General features: G+C 60.2%; 12 protein-coding genes. 4 read left to right on the top strand and 8 right to left on the bottom strand.

Annotated features, from left to right (window positions below):
* Positions 1-17: 17 nt before the first annotated feature.
* Positions 18-5,234: a dermonecrotic toxin domain-containing protein gene (locus tag AC1D2P_RS14515; protein ID WP_477811481.1), complete on the bottom strand. Its 5,217-nt coding sequence runs from the start codon at positions 5,232-5,234 to the stop codon at positions 18-20.
* A 205-nt stretch (positions 5,235-5,439) separates the two neighbouring features.
* Here AC1D2P_RS14515 and AC1D2P_RS14510 point away from each other — a divergent pair, with 205 nt between their 5' ends.
* Positions 5,440-6,474 (top strand): alpha/beta fold hydrolase, encoded by a 1,035-nt coding sequence (locus AC1D2P_RS14510; RefSeq protein ID WP_077431338.1) that lies wholly within the window; start codon positions 5,440-5,442, stop codon positions 6,472-6,474.
* Between the two features lie 143 nt (positions 6,475-6,617).
* On the opposite strand, the gene AC1D2P_RS14505 is transcribed toward AC1D2P_RS14510, so the two are convergent.
* Positions 6,618-6,974, bottom strand: a complete 357-nt coding sequence (locus AC1D2P_RS14505) for a DUF6124 family protein (protein WP_477758008.1) — start codon at positions 6,972-6,974, stop codon at positions 6,618-6,620.
* Between the two features lie 485 nt (positions 6,975-7,459).
* On the opposite strand from AC1D2P_RS14505, the gene AC1D2P_RS14500 reads away from it, so the two are divergent.
* The 3 genes from AC1D2P_RS14500 (at position 7,460) to AC1D2P_RS14490 (ending at position 9,854) form a co-directional block, all read left to right on the top strand.
* Positions 7,460-8,125: a DsbA family oxidoreductase gene (locus AC1D2P_RS14500; RefSeq protein ID WP_477811480.1), complete on the top strand. Its 666-nt coding sequence runs from the start codon at positions 7,460-7,462 to the stop codon at positions 8,123-8,125.
* 95 nt (positions 8,126-8,220) lie between these two features.
* The gene (locus AC1D2P_RS14495) at positions 8,221-8,916 is read left to right on the top strand and encodes a hypothetical protein (protein ID WP_109785015.1); all 696 of its coding nucleotides are present in this window, start codon (positions 8,221-8,223) and stop codon (positions 8,914-8,916) included.
* Positions 8,913-9,854, top strand: coding sequence for a hypothetical protein (locus AC1D2P_RS14490; RefSeq protein ID WP_477758009.1), 942 nt, complete (start codon positions 8,913-8,915; stop codon positions 9,852-9,854). Before AC1D2P_RS14495 ends, AC1D2P_RS14490 begins: the two co-directional genes overlap by 4 nt.
* A gap of 10 nt (positions 9,855-9,864) precedes the next feature.
* On the opposite strand, the gene AC1D2P_RS14485 is transcribed toward AC1D2P_RS14490, so the two are convergent.
* The 6 genes from AC1D2P_RS14485 to AC1D2P_RS14460 all read right to left on the bottom strand — a co-directional run bounded on the left by AC1D2P_RS14485 (position 9,865) and on the right by AC1D2P_RS14460 (position 15,716).
* Complete coding sequence (locus AC1D2P_RS14485) at positions 9,865-10,194, bottom strand: GlpM family protein (RefSeq protein WP_223523547.1); 330 nt, start codon at positions 10,192-10,194, stop codon at positions 9,865-9,867.
* 8 nt (positions 10,195-10,202) lie between these two features.
* The gene (aauR, locus tag AC1D2P_RS14480; RefSeq protein ID WP_077431341.1) at positions 10,203-11,531 is read right to left on the bottom strand and encodes a two-component response regulator AauR; all 1,329 of its coding nucleotides are present in this window, start codon (positions 11,529-11,531) and stop codon (positions 10,203-10,205) included.
* Positions 11,528-13,429 carry a two-component sensor histidine kinase AauS gene (gene aauS / locus AC1D2P_RS14475; RefSeq protein ID WP_477811479.1) on the bottom strand — a complete coding sequence of 634 codons (1,902 nt, stop codon included), beginning with the start codon at positions 13,427-13,429 and terminating at the stop codon, positions 11,528-11,530. The genes aauR and aauS overlap by 4 nt, the downstream gene beginning before the upstream one ends.
* A 138-nt stretch (positions 13,430-13,567) precedes the next feature.
* Positions 13,568-14,302, bottom strand: coding sequence for an amino acid ABC transporter ATP-binding protein (locus AC1D2P_RS14470; protein WP_046026553.1), 735 nt, complete (start codon positions 14,300-14,302; stop codon positions 13,568-13,570).
* Positions 14,299-14,970, bottom strand: a complete 672-nt coding sequence (locus tag AC1D2P_RS14465; RefSeq protein WP_046026552.1) for an amino acid ABC transporter permease — start codon at positions 14,968-14,970, stop codon at positions 14,299-14,301. Before AC1D2P_RS14465 ends, AC1D2P_RS14470 begins: the two co-directional genes overlap by 4 nt.
* Positions 14,970-15,716: an amino acid ABC transporter permease gene (locus tag AC1D2P_RS14460; RefSeq protein WP_046026551.1), complete on the bottom strand. Its 747-nt coding sequence runs from the start codon at positions 15,714-15,716 to the stop codon at positions 14,970-14,972. The genes AC1D2P_RS14465 and AC1D2P_RS14460 overlap by 1 nt, the downstream gene beginning before the upstream one ends.
* Positions 15,717-15,749: the final 33 nt, after the last annotated feature.

The following is a 15,749-nucleotide window of genomic DNA, read 5'->3' as shown; positions in this document are numbered from 1 at the left end:
CGCTCCCGTTTTACTTTTTAGCCCTGATCAAAATGCCTGAGCGCGGCTGACTTTTTGCCGATGTCCGCGTAAGGCAGCGCGGCGTTGTCGGCGTGGGTCAGAAACCGGTGTTCCGGCAGTTTCAGGTGCGCCTTTTCGAACTCGGCGAACGCGGGGGCTGCCTTGGCGTAGTGGAAGTGGGCGTACCACAACAGTTTGGGTGGTTGCGCGGTCACGTCCCATATTTCATATTCCTGCAGGTGATCGCTTCGACCGTCAGAACGTTTGCCCAAGTGTTTGATCGGGCTTGTCTTGCGTATCTCCACGGCGTTGTGACTGATCAGGTCATCCAGCATTCCATCGGTCGGTCGTTGGGTACTCAAGGATTGGCGGGTGCGCATCTGGCGTCCGCTGGCAACGAGCTCGGTCGCCTTGTTGCGCAGTTGCTCGATGAGCGGGTGTCGCGGGGCAATGTCCTGGATAGCCAGCGCGCGCCGGGTCAACTCGCCAGCCTCACTGGTCATCGTGTGCTCCAGGTCCACTGGCAGCATGTCGTGCGCCGCATAAGATTGAATCCTGATCTTGTAAGCCTCCTGAGATTGCAGGCGGCTGCGAGCATCTTCGACCAACGCGCCAAGGTCCCGTTGAGGCGTATGGGTTGCTGGCTCGGGCGGGTTCAGCAGGCGAAACTTGCCGTTTGTACCTTGTTCCCACACTTCATCAAATCCGCCCTGTCCGGTCAGGGTGTATTGGCGCTTTTGCGTTGTCGGCTCCCAGCGCTCCACTCCGATCAGCAATTGATCGTCTTCGGTGGTGAACACTTTTTTGCTGCGCTTGCCGGCAACAGAGGCGGGCGCCTGTTGATCGATGCCCTTGCGTGCGCGCTCGGCCATTTTTTCGAGGCCCTCCAGCAGTGGCACCACGGCGTCCTGATGAAAGTGTTGCGGATAACTGGCGGTCCAGGCGTTCATCCCGCGGCGAAAGGCACCATAAAGATCGAGACATTCCTGCAAGATTTGATTGCGCTGGGCCTTGGTGGCGATGACTTCCGTCAGGCTGAACTGGGTGAACAAGGCCCGGTCGACTTTGACCCGCAGATTTTCTGTCTGGCCTTGCAGGTAGAACCAGGAGACGTCCCGTGAATGATCAAAGCGTTTGACGACTTCCAGCAGGTGACCGGTTCTCAAGTAGAGCAGGTTGGCTTCGTTGAGCCGCCCGTTCAGCATCATGACTTCGCCGGTAATTTGTGCCTTGTGGTTGCTGACTGAAATACGTTCGTACCAGAGGTTGAGATCGCGCATCCCGGCATCGATGTGATCCAGTTCGCGGATGAACTGCACGCGCAATTTTCGGGTGTCTTCCAGAACCCGCACGCGTTCGCTGATCGCATCGCCCGGCAGTGCATCCAGTTGGGCGACCAGCTCGTCGATCCGGTCCATCAACGGATCGGCCCGATGATTGGCCAGGAACACCCGTTGCCTGTACCGATCGGTGATCAGCAGGGCGTCATGGCTCTGCATGTCCTTGAGCACGCGCCGCTTGTTGCCATGGGTCAGGGGGAATAGCTCAGCCAGCGTTTCATAGTGTCGGCTGGCGAGTTCGATGTCGCCGATACACGCGGTTTCGGTGGCCGGTATCAATGCCGGACGCTGCTCAAGCGTGCTGGTGTTGTACGTTTTAATCAGGGCATTGGTGTGCTTGACCCGGGCGTCGAGTTGCGGGGCGAAATCGTCTGCCGCTTCGGTCAACGCGTTCTGACGGCGAAACGCCTGGTCGGCCCACCAGCGCGGCAGGCGTTCGCGAATGGCGGCCGGCCAGATCGGGTCGAGCCGGTCCGCCAGGTGCCCGAGCAGATTGCCGCCGCCCAGCCCGCCCCCCTCGAACGTCACCCCATAGACACCGAAGTAAGTGTCCCAACACCCCACCTCATCCAGGCCAACCGGTTGCTTATAGGTTTTCTGGCGGGTGCCGGTCAGTCGCCAGTTTCGTGAGTCGGTGCTGCGTTCAACCTGAAAGATGCGCCCTTGGCGAACGATGAAATCGCCGTCCACATGCCGGTAAATGTTGCGGTAGATCCCGTGGGTAGCCGGCAGCAGTCCGGCAAGGGAAATCGGCTGTTCATAATCGTAGCCAGCGAAGCGATTGAAGCCATGCCGCGCCTGGCGCTGTGACCTGGCTTGCAACGCACCGGCGTGGCGGCCTGATGCCTCCAACTGACGAAGGCGCGCCAGCGCGCGAGCGCTTTTGGCTGATCGGGGCCTCGCGGCAACCCCCGGAAGAATATCCATGGCGGCATCGACCAGTGACAGCAGCACCGACTCAATCTCGGTCACACCATCACCCACGTCGCCGCGCAGCAGCGACGCGACAGCCCGGTTGGCACTGCTCCAGGCGTCGTAAAGGGCAATGGCCGAGCCGACAAAGGGCACCACGCCCAAGGCCATTCTCATGTAATTGAACGCCCTCGGACCGCTGAGCGCGTAGCGCTCCAGGTACAGGTCATCGTTGGAACGGGACGTTGCGCGATGGGTTTCGATCAGGCGCCCCATATGGGCATCGAGCAGATGGGCCGCCAGTGACGTGGTTTTTGGCCACGGCTCGCCGACCCCGATCATGGCGTCGAAATGTTTAAGCACGGCCTGATTGATGCGGCTGACATGGGCTGGCCCCCGGCCTTGCAACGCTCGTCCTGCCAGGTAGTCAACCATTTCGCGACGCAGGCAAAGATTGAACAAGGCCCCGCGAGCCGCTTCCAGGTTGTCGTAGCGACGCAGGRACTGCCCATCGGGGCTATCCGGCAGATACAGCAGGGTCATCCGGCTGACTTGCTCTTCAATGAACGTCACCCCGGATAAGGTTGTGGGCCCCTCGTTGGGCGTGTCCTTGCCGCCAGCGCTCAGGTACGCCGGCCGGATCACGATGCGTTGGCCGTCCACGTTCCAGGCGTCAGGGGTGTTGGCCTCAATGGCGATCTTCAGCACCTGCCATTCGACTTGATTGATCTGTTTTTGCAGACGTGCGCAGGTCCCCTGCAACGTCAGCATCAGGCGCCACGGATCGATCAGGCATTCGCGACGATGCGCCTGCACAAACACGGCCTCGCTGGCCGAGCCGGTGAAGGCATCGCGGATCAGTGTTTCGTAGGCTTGGGGCAGATCAAGTTCCGGCAAGACGTTGCGTAGCCAGGGCAAGGTGATGCCGCGTAGCAATGCCTGACGTTCGGCGGGATCGGTTGCCGTAACGTCCACCCGCATAAAGCCCAGTCGCAGTGAAAGAGGCTCCAATCGCATCGAGGGGGTGTTGTCGAGGTTCAGTTGCGCGAGTTCTTCGAGGGACATTGTGTTGCGGGTTTGACTGGGGACCGCGACGAGTTTTTGCGGGGTTCCCGGGGCGGCTCCTTCTGCCAGTTGTTTTTGCAATGTCACCGAATCGGGCAGATCAAGTTGCACCTCAAAATGCCCTTCGAGCGCGAAGTCCTGGCGCAGGCGGGCCTGCACCTGCTGACGGGTGAAATCGTCACGCGGCGCCAAGGCGGTTTCCAGCTGTTGGTGACTGCGGCGCATCGCCAGGAGGTAAGCCTCGAACAGGGCCTTGAGTTCAACACGCTCGGACGCTGACAAGGTGGCGAGCCACTCGGGCAGCAGGGAGAAGAGCGCGCCACTGCGGCTTTGCTCCAACTGGTGCGAGAACGCCAGGCTTCGTGCGGCGTGCACCGGCACCTGCAAGGTGGCCAGCGTTTGTTTGCGCAGTTTTTCCAGTTCGTCTGCACGCAGTAGCGCCTGAGCGGCGTCGGGCGTGGACTGGCGGATGTGCGCTGCGCTGTCTTCGGAATGGCGGGTGAGTTGATCGAGGCTGTCATGCAGCGGGTCGGTGTCGATTTTTTTCAGCTGCAAGGCCAACACCGGATCCCGGTCCTGAATCTTGAACACTTGCCGCTCCAGCTCGGTGCGATTGGCGAACCGTTGCAAGCCGCCACCGCTGCCGGGCCAGTACAGCAAAAGGCTGTGGGATGAAGCGGCGTCGAGCGGCGCTCGGGTGATCACGAACGGTCCATTGAGCAACTGCGTCGTGACGTTGCCGGTTGGGTCGGTCATCGACAGCGTCAGGCTGGCGGCGATGATGCCGGTATCGCGATTGGCGGCGAGCGGTGCGTCCAGCACGGCCTGGAGCAGGCTGAATTCATCGCTGTCGAGTTGCTTGAGGGCCCGTTGAATGTCGGCCTCTGCGCGCAAGCCATCCTGGTGCGCCTGATAGAGCGCGCTGAACGCGCGGTTGATGGTCGTAAAGTCGAGGGTACGTGACCGGTAAAGCAGGGCGCGGGCGGCGGTGTCAGCGGTCTGCTCTGCCTGCTCCAACGCCTTCATTGCCGCCTCGAAGGGTSGTTGCCGGTCACTTTCAAACGCATCGCCCAGCAGCGCTTCGAGGGCATCGCGCTGCCGGTTCAACGCGGCTTGGCGCAGGGACCAGGGGATGTCGGCGAACAGGCTGCCAAACAGCGGCGGATCATCTTCGTCAACCACCGTCACTTCAACGACCGGCGGCAGGGCGAAAATCACGGTGTTGGTGTGATGCGGGTGGAGCAGCAGTTCAGTAATGCCTGATATCAGCGGCTGAGCGTTGGCGGTGTATTCAAAGCGCACGTCATCCTCCGGCAGGCCTTGGGGGATGAGCGATTGCCCGGATAACCAGGCTTCCATGTCGCTGCGCTGAGGGAAGACTTGAATGGGAACGGGACGCTCGGGCAGGTACAGCCACTGTGCGATGGCAGGCCCATCCCCGACGCTGATGACCCAGGCGGCGGGGAATTTCAGGGTGCCGCTGTCGCTCAGAATCAACGTCAGCCGTTCACTCCGCACGGGCTGATTGTCCAGAAAAAGCCCTTCGGCAGGCGGATCGATGATCAATTGCAACGGCTTCAGCTGTTCAGCACTCAGGGTTCTGCGGGCAAAGGCTACTTGAGCACAGGCCTCGAAATGGTTGCGATACAACTGCCCGGCCCACTCGCGTCGCGATAACGGCGTACCGGGGGCTCGGGTGCCCCAATAGGCATTCCAGCGTTCGTTGAGCGAGGGTTCGTTACGGTGTGCTCTGTGCGGCGCGGCGCTGAACAGCGCCTGCAASGCCCGGCTGCTCTCGCGCCAGCGTGTCGTGGCGCTCAGCAGCAGGCTTTCATCGGGGTTGTTTTTCAGGGGGGGATGGGCCGCCATCACGACCGGCGGGGAATCGGGCAAGGCGCTGAACACACGTTCTTTCATGACGACATAGCTCTGTGCAGGAGAGCGGCGTGTCCGCTCTTGAGCGCGTCATTGAAGGCAATTTACGGCCCTGCGTGGCACTACATAGTTATCGTATTGACCATTGGGCGATATTCACGAAACTGTCACGCAACTGTGGCAGCGCGCTTGAACAAACTTCATCAGACTCGCGCTCTACTGGGGTTCTGCGTGTTGGTGTTTTTTCATGAGTGCGTCTTTTTTTTCTAAAGCCATTTTTCTGGCCGCGTTGCTATTTGGCCTGCCGTCGTTGGCGGCCTCTCGTTGTGATGTCAACGTTCCAACCGAACACGTCGATCTGGCGCAGGTGAGCCTGGCGTACCAGAGCATTGGCCGTGCGTCCGACCCGGCGCTGTTGCTGGTGATGGGCCTGGGTGGGCAATTGATTCACTGGCCGGACGAGGTGGTGGTTGCGCTGTGTCAGCAGGGCTTTCGGGTGATTCGTTACGACAACCGCGATGTTGGCCTCTCCACGTGGCGGCAAACCCCGGCCGAGGCCAACCTGACGTTTGAAGCGTTGCGCTACAAACTCGGCTTGCCGGTGTCGGCGCCGTACACCCTGACCGATATGGCCGACGATGCCTTTGGCCTGATGGACGCGCTGCACGTCGAGCAATTTCACGTATTGGGCGCGAGCATGGGCGGGATGATCGCCCAGCACATGGCGGCGATGGCGCCGCAGCGTGTGGAAAGCCTGACCTTGATCATGACCAGCTCCGGTGCCGAAGGCTTGCCGGCGCCGAGTGCGGCGCTGGTGCAATTGTTGTCGCGTCGTGGCGCGCCGAATCGCGAAGTGGCGCTGGAGCAACAAGCTGACTTGCTCGCGGCGTTGGGCAGCCCGTCGGTGACAGATGATCGGCAGGCCTTGTTGCAGCAGGCGGCGCAGTCCTATGACCGGGCGTTCAACCCGGAAGGTGTGAAGCGCCAGATCATGGCGATCCTCGCCGAGCGCAGTCGCGTGGACCTGCTCAATCAGCTACGCGTGCCGACGCTGGTGGTGCATGGCACGGCTGATCCGTTGTTGCCGGTGATGCACGGCGTGCATTTGGCGGCGCATATTCGCGGGAGTCAGTTGAAGTTGATTCCGGGGTTGGCGCATCGCTTCCAGGAAGCCTTTAAAGAGCCGTTGCTGGCGGCGGTGTTGCCGTACTTGCAAGAGCATCGCGAAGACACTTCGCATTGGGCGCAGATTGATCCGGTGCCTGCGCCGAATCTCTTGTAATCCCCCAAATCAAACTGTAGGAGCGGGCTTGCTCGCGAAAGCGTCGTGTCAGTCGACATCTGATTTGACTGGCACACCGCCTTCGCGAGCAAGTCGAATCGTCGCACCGCCGTTCCCACATTTGATCTTCTACGGGTTGAGAATTATGTGGGGACGACGTTATCCAGCATCCGGTTTACCGCCAGTTCGCCGAGCATGACGGACTGCTGGATGCCGAGCACGGTGTTGCGCTGGGTGCCGTCAACCGTTGCGGCGAAGTTGCTCAACATGACACTCGCTGACGCCAACGTCTCACAGGCGTTGACCAGCAAGGTTTCGTTGTCGGTGTCGGGGGCGACGAGGTAGATCGTGCTGGGTTTGCGGGGCGTGTCTTTGGGGATGACCGGTTTGAGGTAGTAGTCGAGGGCGCGGTCGGCGGCCTTGTTGAGTTTTTTGGACTCAGGGGCTTCGTAGGGGGAAACGTCGTCGGTTTCCGGTGGGTTTGGAGTAATTTTGAACATTGAGGGATTTACCTTTAGTAGGGCTACAACCTCTCTCGCTACTAAACGGTAGGGGTGGTAGCTGTGCGCAAGTTAGTAGACCGGTAACTCCCTCAAACCCGGCGCACCCGAGGGTRCCATGCACACAGCCACCATCAAGTGCAGGTGAAAACCTGACTGAATGACGCTTATGCATCCGTCTTGAGGGGTAATCCGGGCTACTAAACCCGATCACTGGAAATCAGTGACGGAACCAAGTTACCGACGGCCCTCCAGGCGCACAAGCCGGCGGATTCTGACGTGGTTGTAGGCGGCGGCGCAAGGCACTGTAGCTTTCAGGAAGTAACCCTAAACAGAACTAAACACACCCCSCAAACACCCCAGACTGACACACCGCCATCGCGGGCAAGCCCGGCTCCCACAGGGATTGGGGGATGACTGCCAACGCGGCCCGGTCAGGTGTATCGTGCGAACTTTCCAGCGCGATTCAGCCTGCGAGGTGTGCGATGAGTAACTCCCTGAAAATCGATTTCGTCAGCGACGTGTCCTGCCCCTGGTGCGTCGTCGGCTTGTACGGCCTGACCCGGGCGCTGGACATTCTGGGTGGCGAGGTCCAGGCGGAGATCCGTTTTCAGCCGTTCGAACTGAACCCGAAAATGTCCCCCGAAGGGCAGAACATCACCGAACACATCACCGAAAAATATGGCTCGACCCCTGAGCAATCGCAGAAGAACCGCGAAATGATCCGCGCCCGTGGCGCCGAGGTCGGGTTCGAATTTCGCACCAGTAAAGACAGCCGCATCTACAACACCTTTGATGCCCATCGCCTGTTGTATTGGGCGGGGCTGGAAGGCTTGCAGTTCAATCTCAAAGAAGCCTTGTTCCGGGCGTACTTCACCGAGGGCGGCAACCCTTCCGATCACGCTCAACTGGCGCAGATCGCCGAAGGCGTGGGGCTCAATCGCCAGCGGGCCGAAGCGATTCTGGCGTCGGATGAATTTGCCAAAGAGGTGCGCGAGGAAGAGCAATTGTGGCTGTCGCGTGGTGTGAGTTCGGTGCCGACCGTGGTGTTCAACGGGCAGTACGCGGTGACTGGCGGGCAGCCGGTGGAGACGTTTGTCGGGGCGATTCGCCAGATCATGAGCGAGGCCAAGGGCGGCACCGTTAGCTGACGACTACCGATCAAAAATATATCAATATGCCACTACGGTTTTTACCGGTGCTGCCGACATAAGCAGCACTGCTAATAATCATAGGGACTTGATCCATGACTCTTCACGCTCTACGCACCTGGGCAGCGCTGACGTTGCTCGCCTGCCTGACCCTCACTGGTTGTGCCCACGTACAACCGCCAGTTCCGCTGGACCAGCAATTCTGGGATGCCAAAGAGCCGACTATTGGTGTGGCAATCACTGTGGTGCCTGCGCCGGTGCTGGCGCTGACCGGTAATCAGGGGCTGCTCGATTACGCCATCAACAAGGGCGTTAACAGCAAGCTCAGTGACAACGTCGAAAAGTGGCAAGTGAGTGACCTCAACACCTTGCCGGATGTCCTTGTCGCCAAGCTGCAGGCCAAGGGTTACAAAGCCAAGCGAATCGACAAGCCGGTCGACCTTGCAGCTTTTAAGGAAACCAGTTTCCGCGAAGGTTACATGACCCGGGACATGACGCCGGTCAAGGCTTCCTACGGCGTTGATCGTCTGCTGTTGGTGAATGTCTACGCCACCGGTGCCACCCGCAGCTACTACAGCATCGTGCCGACCAGCGTGCCAATGGCGCAGGTGGGCGGACAGGGCATGGTGATCGATCTGGCCGACAACAAACTGTTGTGGTTCAAACCCTTTGTTGCTGTTCAGGCCGCCCAGGGTGAGTGGGACGAGCCGACCTACGCCAACCTGTCCAACGCGTTCTATCAGGCTATGGACAGTAGCCGTCAGCAAATGATCACGCCTTTCACCCAATGATGCGTCTGCCCACAGTGGCGGGTGCCTTGGTCCTGCTGATGCTGACCGGGTGCGCACAGAAACCGGCCCCTGAGGCCGGTTTCAAGGATCAGAGTGCCTTGCCTTACGTCCAGGCCCACGGGCTTAAGGTCGATGTGCAGTTGCCGCAATCCTTTGTCGGTGCCAGCACCGTGATTGACTCCCAGGCAGCCTTGCAAGCCGCGTCGTCGAGTCAGAATCTGGTGGCCAGCTCGGGCAACAGTGCCGGGATTGCCGGCTTGTTGGTGGCCAGCCTGGTCAACACCCAGATGGGCAGCGGCAGCTTGCAGCGCGATGCGGAAAAGACCGCGCTCAACGAGGCGCGACCGATGGCCGACTTGATGGCGGGCGTTCCGTTGCAGGAGCATCTGCAAAAGCGCTATCAACAGGCTTCGCAAGTGGCCGGGTTCAAGCAAGGAGAGGGGCAAGTCACTGCGCACCTGGTGATTGAACCCAAACTGATGCTGACCCCGGATCGTGGCAGTTTCGTGCTGGTCAATCAGGTCCAGGTCCAGGACATTGCCGGTTCGGCGTTGTATCGCATGCGGATCGAAGTGGTCAGCCAGCCGATTCGACGCTGTGGCAAGCAGTGCATCGACGACGGCAGCCTCGATTTGGTGAAGGTCACGGCTGTGCTCGACGAGTGTATCGACGAATCGATGCGCGTTCTGGCCACCGACCTGATGCAGCCGACACCACCCGCGGCAGCCCAGGAAACCTTGCGTTATAACCTTGATGGCCAGCGAGTGGTCGAGCGCGGTTATCAACTGGCCAACAACGGGAACTACTGGCGTTATCGCAATCTCTACGGGGCCGTGAAATCGGTGCCGGTGCCGTTTGAAGATGCGTTGACACAAGCGCAGTTGCAGAAGGTTTACGGGCAGTCTCCAAGAGACTTGCCCCTTTCCCCACACCCGTAGTGCCGTTGCGTCAGCTGTGAAGGCGAACCCAGACACTGACGAGCACGGTGGCCGCGATCAACCAGCCCACTGCCGCCACCGCCAGCGAAGCCTCCAGGCGCATCCGGTCGACCATCACGTACAACGTCGCCAGGTAAACAAAGTAGGGAATGATCGACCACATGCCAAACACGATGGTGGTCTTCAAGTCCTCGATTGAGCGCCCCTTGCCGACGATGAAATGCGCGATCAGCGCAAAGGTCGGAAACAACGGCACCAGGCCTGCGATGTAATAGTTTTTGGTCTTGGCCAATGCCGCCAGAATCAGCACCACCGCCGCACCCAAAGCGGCTTTCAGAATCAGATCCATCAGTGGCTCAGCCCGTACTTTTTGACTTTGTCGAACAGGGTGGTCTTGGCCATTCCCAGTTCCAGGCTGGCCTGGGTCAGGTTGCCGCCGCTGCGCTGCAAGGCGTCGCTGAGCAGGTTGCGTTCGAAGGCCTCGACCGCTTCGGCAAAGGCCAACCCTTGATTGTTGCCACTGGCGCCGGACTTCTTGAAGGCGGGCAGGCCGAGGGCGAAGCGTTCGGCGACGTTGCGCAACTCGCGCACGTTGCCGGGCCAGTCGTGGCTCATCAGGTTCGACACGGTCTGGTTATCCAGCTCCGGTGCGATGCGGTCGAAACGCAGGGACGACTGCTGCAAAAAATGTTCGAACAATTGCAGGATGTCTTCGCGACGTTCGCGCAGCGGCGGCAATTCCAGCGTCACGACATTCAAGCGGTAATACAGGTCGCTGCGGAATTCGCCGGCCTTGCTCGACTGGACCAGGTCGGACTTGGTCGCCGCGATCACCCGGCAATCCACCGCCACGCTCTGGTTCGAACCGAGGCGTTCGAGGGTGCGTTCCTGCAATACCCGCAGCAATTTGATTTGCAGCGGCAACGGCATGCTTTCCACTTCATCGAGGAACAGCGTGCCGCCATCGGCGTGTTCGATCTTGCCGATGCGCCGCTTGCCGGCGCCGGTGAAAGCGTTGGCCTCGTGACCAAAGATTTCGCTTTCGAACAGGTTTTCCGGCAAGCCGCCACAGTTCAGCGCGACGAATTGTTTGGTGTGGCGGCGACTGAAGTCATGCAGGCAGCGCGCGACCAGTTCTTTACCGGTGCCGGTCTCGCCTTCGATCAACACGTTGGCCGAGGTGTCGGCGACGTTGGCGATCAGCTCACGCAGGTTCTGCATGGCAGGCGAGCGGCCAATGATCCGGCCTTCGAGGGAGTCGCGTTCCGCCAGTTGTCGACGCAACGAAGTGACTTCACGGGCGAGGCTGCGTTGTTCCAGGGCCCGACGAGCAACGTCCACCAGGCGTTCGGGAGAGAAGGGTTTCTCCATGAAGTCATAGGCGCCTTTTTGCATCGCGCCGACGGCCATGGAAATGTCGCCGTGGCCGGTGATCAACACCACCGGCAGGCTGCGATCACGGGCCTTGAGCCGGTTCAGCAGTTCCAGGCCATCGATGCCGGGCAGGCGAATGTCACTGATGACGATGCCGGCAAAGTTGTCGCCGACGCGTTCCAGTGCTTCCTCGGCGCTGCCCACGCCCACGCAGGGAATGTCTTCCAGGGTCAGCGCCTGTTGGCAGCCGAGCAGCACATGGGGGTCGTCTTCGACGATCAGCACGCTAAGGTCGTTGTTCATATTGGCTCGGCGGAAGTAGGGCTTACCAACGGTAAACTGAGGACAAAAGAGGTACCGCCGCTGGCCGGGTGTTCGACACCCAGTTGCCCGCCGGTGGCTGCGGCCAGGCTGGCGGACAGGGTCAGGCCAAGGCCCAGGCCTTGTTCACCGGGTTTGGTGGTGAAGAACGGCTCGAACAGATGCTTGCGCGCTTCGGCATCAATGCCGTGGCCGTTGTCGCGCACACGAAGGCGATACTTGCCGTCGAACACGTCGCCTTCCAGCCACAGTTCCGGCACCGGCTGAGCCTGCATGGCATCAAGGGCGTTACCGATCAGGTTGACCAGAATCTGTTCGAGGCGGGTCTGGTCGATTTGCACCTGCACGTCGCTGAAGTCGCGGTGCAATTGCAGGTGCGCGCTTTCCACCCGACCGCCGAGCAGTTGCAAGGCAGCGTCAATGGCTTTGCCAAGGCTTGCCTGACCTTTGTCGTCACCGCGACGCGCGAAGGAGCGCAGGCTGGCGGTGATCCGACCCATGCGGTCGATCAGTTCATTGATGGTCTTGAGGTTGGTGCTGGCGATATCCAGCTGACCGCGCTCCAGAAAGCGCACGGTGTTGCCGGACAAGGTCCGCAGCGCGGCCAATGGCTGGTTCAATTCGTGGGCGATGCTGGTCGACATCTGGCCGATGGCCGCGAGTTTACCGGCCTGCACCAGTTCATCCTGAGCCCGGCGCAGCGTCTCTTCGGCGTGCCGGCGCTCGCGAATCTGGCCCTTGAGCCGTTCGTTGCTGGCGCGCAGGTCGGTAGTGCGTTCGGTAATCCGACGCTCCAGTTGATTGTTGGCTTCCTGCAAGGCTTCCCGGGCCGCGAGGCGGGTGGCAATCACTTTGCGTCGCTCGTTCCAGGCGATCAACAGGAACGCCACGAGGGCGAAGGCCACCGCCACCAGAATCCCCTGATTGATCGCTTCGCGGCGCAAATCCTGAAGCGGCGTGAGCAGGGTGAAGTTCCACGGCGTGTCGCTCAAGGGCCGGGTCTGAGCCAGGTAGCTGATGTTTTCTTCGTCGGACGCCACTTCGCTGTTGGCGGGGAAGGTCAGTTTTTCCACGCCTTCGGCCAGGGTTTCACGGGCCAGCGGTTGCAGTTCGTTCAATGGGAACCAGTAGTACTGGAGACTGCGGGCGAGTTTTTCCTTGGTCTCATCGCTCAACGGCACCACCGACTTCAGTCGTCGTGCTGGATCGCTGGACAGGATGATGATGCCGTTTTCGTCGCTGACGAAGGCTTCGAGGCGCGCCCGTTGCCAGCGTTCTTCCATGGCTTCGAGACGGACCTTGACCACCGCGACGCCGATGATCTTGCCGTGTTCTTCCAGGCCATGGGCCAGGTAATAGCCGGGTTCGCCGTTGGTGCTGCCGATGCCATAGAAGCGCCCCGGCTGACCGCGCACGGCATTCTGGAAATAGGCACGGAAGGACAGGTCTTCGCCCAGGTAACTGTCGACATCGCGCCAGTTACTGGTGGCCATGACGCGGCCAGTGGTGTCCATCACATAGATAGCCCGACTGCGGCTGCGCCGGTTCAGGCCTTCGAGGTATTCATTAACCGTTTGCCGATGTTCTGGCGTCGGGTCGGCCAGCAGCGTGGGTACGCTGGTTTCGAGTTCCAGCAGGCTGGGCAGGTAGGTGTATTTGCTGATTTCACTCTCGACGGCGCGGGCGTGCAGTTCGAGCTGACGCTGGCCGTTCTCGCTGAGGCTGCGAATGCCATAGTGTTCACTGATCCAGAAGCCGGCAAAACCCAATCCGATCATCAGGGCGATGATCAGCGGCGGCAGGAATAAATGGCGAACCAGACGGGGTTTCACGGCAAGTGATGGCGGCGCGGCGCGATAGAGAGTGGGGTMGCATTTCATCACAGATGCCTTGGGTCAACCACAACACAAATCTTCGGATCATCACCTGCCCCTGTAGGAGCACGGCTTGCCGGTGATGACATCCACCATGACGCCATCGCCGGCAAGCCGTGCTCCTACAGGAGAGCGGTGTTTTTTTTAGTGCTGCAGAATCTTGTTGAGGAAGTGCTGTGTCCGTTCGGCGCGGGCGCTGATGTCACCGAAGAACTCTTCTTTCTGGCAGTCTTCGATGATTTTGCCGGCGTCCATGAAGATCACCCGGTCCGCCACTTTACGGGCGAAGCCCATTTCGTGGGTCACGCACATCATGGTCATGCCTTCGTGGGCCAGTTGCACCATCACGTCGAGCACTTCGTTGACCATTTCCGGGTCCAGCGCCGAGGTCGGTTCATCGAACAGCATGACGATCGGGTCCATCGCCAGTGCACGGGCAATCGCCACGCGCTGCTGCTGACCACCGGACAGTTGGCCCGGATGTTTGTGGGCGTGAGCCGACAGGCCTACGCGCTCAAGCAGTTGCAGGCCCTTCTTGGTAGCCTCTTCCTTGCTGCGGCCCAACACCTTGATCTGCGCGATGGTCAGGTTTTCGGTGATGGTCAGGTGCGGGAACAGCTCGAAATGCTGGAACACCATGCCCACGCGCGAACGCAGTTTCGGCAGGTTGGTCTTCGGGTCGGCGATGGACGTGCCATCGACCACGATGTCGCCTTTCTGGAACGGCTCCAGGGCGTTGACGCATTTGATCAGGGTCGATTTGCCGGAACCGGATGGCCCGCACACTACGATCACTTCGCCTTTTTTGACCTCGGTGCTGCAATCAGTCAGTACCTGGAAGTCCCCATACCACTTGTTGATGCTTTTGATAGAGATCATACGGCGAACCTTTTTTGCAGACGCTTGACCAGCTGCGAGGCGGCAAAGCTGATGATGAAGTACACGAGACCCGCGAAAATCAGGAACTCATTGGAGCGGCCAATAATGTCGCCACTGGCGCGCGAAGCATTGAGGAAGTCCACCAGGCCGACGGCGTAGACCAGCGAGGTGTCCTGAAACAGGATGATGCTCTGCTGCAGCAACAGCGGGGTCATCTTGCGGAACGCTTGCGGCAGGATGATCAAGCGCATCATCTGGCCGTACGACATGCCCAGGGCCTGGGCGGCGCCCATCTGACCTTTGGGAATCGATTGCACACCGGCCCGGACGATTTCGCAGAAGTACGCGGCTTCAAACATCATGAAGGCCACGATGCACGAGGCGAATGCGCCGATCGGGGTGTCTTCGCCGGTGATCCAGCGCAATACGAACGGCACCGCCAGGTAGAACCAGGTGATGACCAGCAGCAGCGGGATCGAGCGGAAATAGTTAACGTAGGCGCCGGCAAGGTTCGACAGCAGTTTGCTGTGGGACAGACGGCACAGCGCCAGAATGGTGCCGAGGACAATGCCGCCGACCACGCCCATGACCATCAGCTTGAGGGTCATGACCATGCCGTTCCACAAACCCGGCAGGGACGGGATGATGCCCGAGAAGTCGAATTCCATCATTTACCCCCTACGGAGATCAGGCCCGGTACGGCGACTTTCTTCTCGACCATGCGCATCAGCAACATCAGGCTCATGTTCAGGGTGAAGTAGATCAGCGTTGCCAGGGTGAACGCTTCGAACAGGTTCGCGGAGAACTCGGCGGTCTGTTTGGTTTGCGCGAGCAATTCCATCAGGCCGATCAGCGAGGCCACGGACGTGTTCTTGAACACGTTGAGGAATTCCGAGGTAAGCGGCGGAATGATGATCCGGTAGGCCTGGGGCAGCAGCACGTTCCAGTAGATCTGTGGCAGCTTGAAGCCCATGGCGCGAGCAGCGGATTCCTGGCCTTTTGGCAGGGCCTGGATGCCGGTGCGCACTTGTTCGCAAACGCGAGCGGTGGTGAACAGGCCCAGGCAGACGACGACGCTGAGGAACGCCGAAGTGGTCGGGTTGAGGTCCTGCTTGTACCACTCTTGCAGGTCGGCAGGCAGCAGATCGGGCACCAGGAAGTACCAGATGAACAGCTGAACCAGCAGCGGCACGTTACGGAAGAGTTCGACGTAGCAGGTCGCGATGCCCGATACGATGCGATTCGGCACGGTGCGCATGACGCCCAGGATCGAGCCCAGCGTCAGGGCAATGATCCAGGCCACGATGGCGATGGCAATGGTCCAGCCCAAACCGGCGATGTACCAGTCGAGATAAGTCTCGCTRCCAACGCCGGTGGACTTGAAGAACACGCCCCAGTCCCAGTTGTAATTCATTAGGGTCTCCCCTCAGATCGATCGATGTACAAG

The sequence above is a fragment of the Pseudomonas sp. P1_F1_2 genome (assembly GCF_056405815.1).
Note: the sequence above shows the minus strand (reverse complement) of the source record. Positions and strands in the feature narration are given on the sequence as shown.

What these genes read in the sequence shown, in the direction of transcription:
- AC1D2P_RS14510 (WP_077431338.1), top strand. Translation starts at nt 5,440, where the DNA reads ATGAGTGCGTCTTTTTTTTCTAAAGCCATTTTTCTGGCCGCGTTGCTA.
- AC1D2P_RS14505 (WP_477758008.1), bottom strand. Translation starts at nt 6,974, where the DNA reads ATGTTCAAAATTACTCCAAACCCACCGGAAACCGACGACGTTTCCCCC.
- AC1D2P_RS14500 (WP_477811480.1), top strand. Translation starts at nt 7,460, where the DNA reads ATGAGTAACTCCCTGAAAATCGATTTCGTCAGCGACGTGTCCTGCCCC.
- AC1D2P_RS14495 (WP_109785015.1), top strand. Translation starts at nt 8,221, where the DNA reads ATGACTCTTCACGCTCTACGCACCTGGGCAGCGCTGACGTTGCTCGCC.
- AC1D2P_RS14490 (WP_477758009.1), top strand. Translation starts at nt 8,913, where the DNA reads ATGATGCGTCTGCCCACAGTGGCGGGTGCCTTGGTCCTGCTGATGCTG.
- aauR (WP_077431341.1), bottom strand. Translation starts at nt 11,531, where the DNA reads ATGAACAACGACCTTAGCGTGCTGATCGTCGAAGACGACCCCCATGTG.
- AC1D2P_RS14470 (WP_046026553.1), bottom strand. Translation starts at nt 14,302, where the DNA reads ATGATCTCTATCAAAAGCATCAACAAGTGGTATGGGGACTTCCAGGTA.
- AC1D2P_RS14465 (WP_046026552.1), bottom strand. Translation starts at nt 14,970, where the DNA reads ATGGAATTCGACTTCTCGGGCATCATCCCGTCCCTGCCGGGTTTGTGG.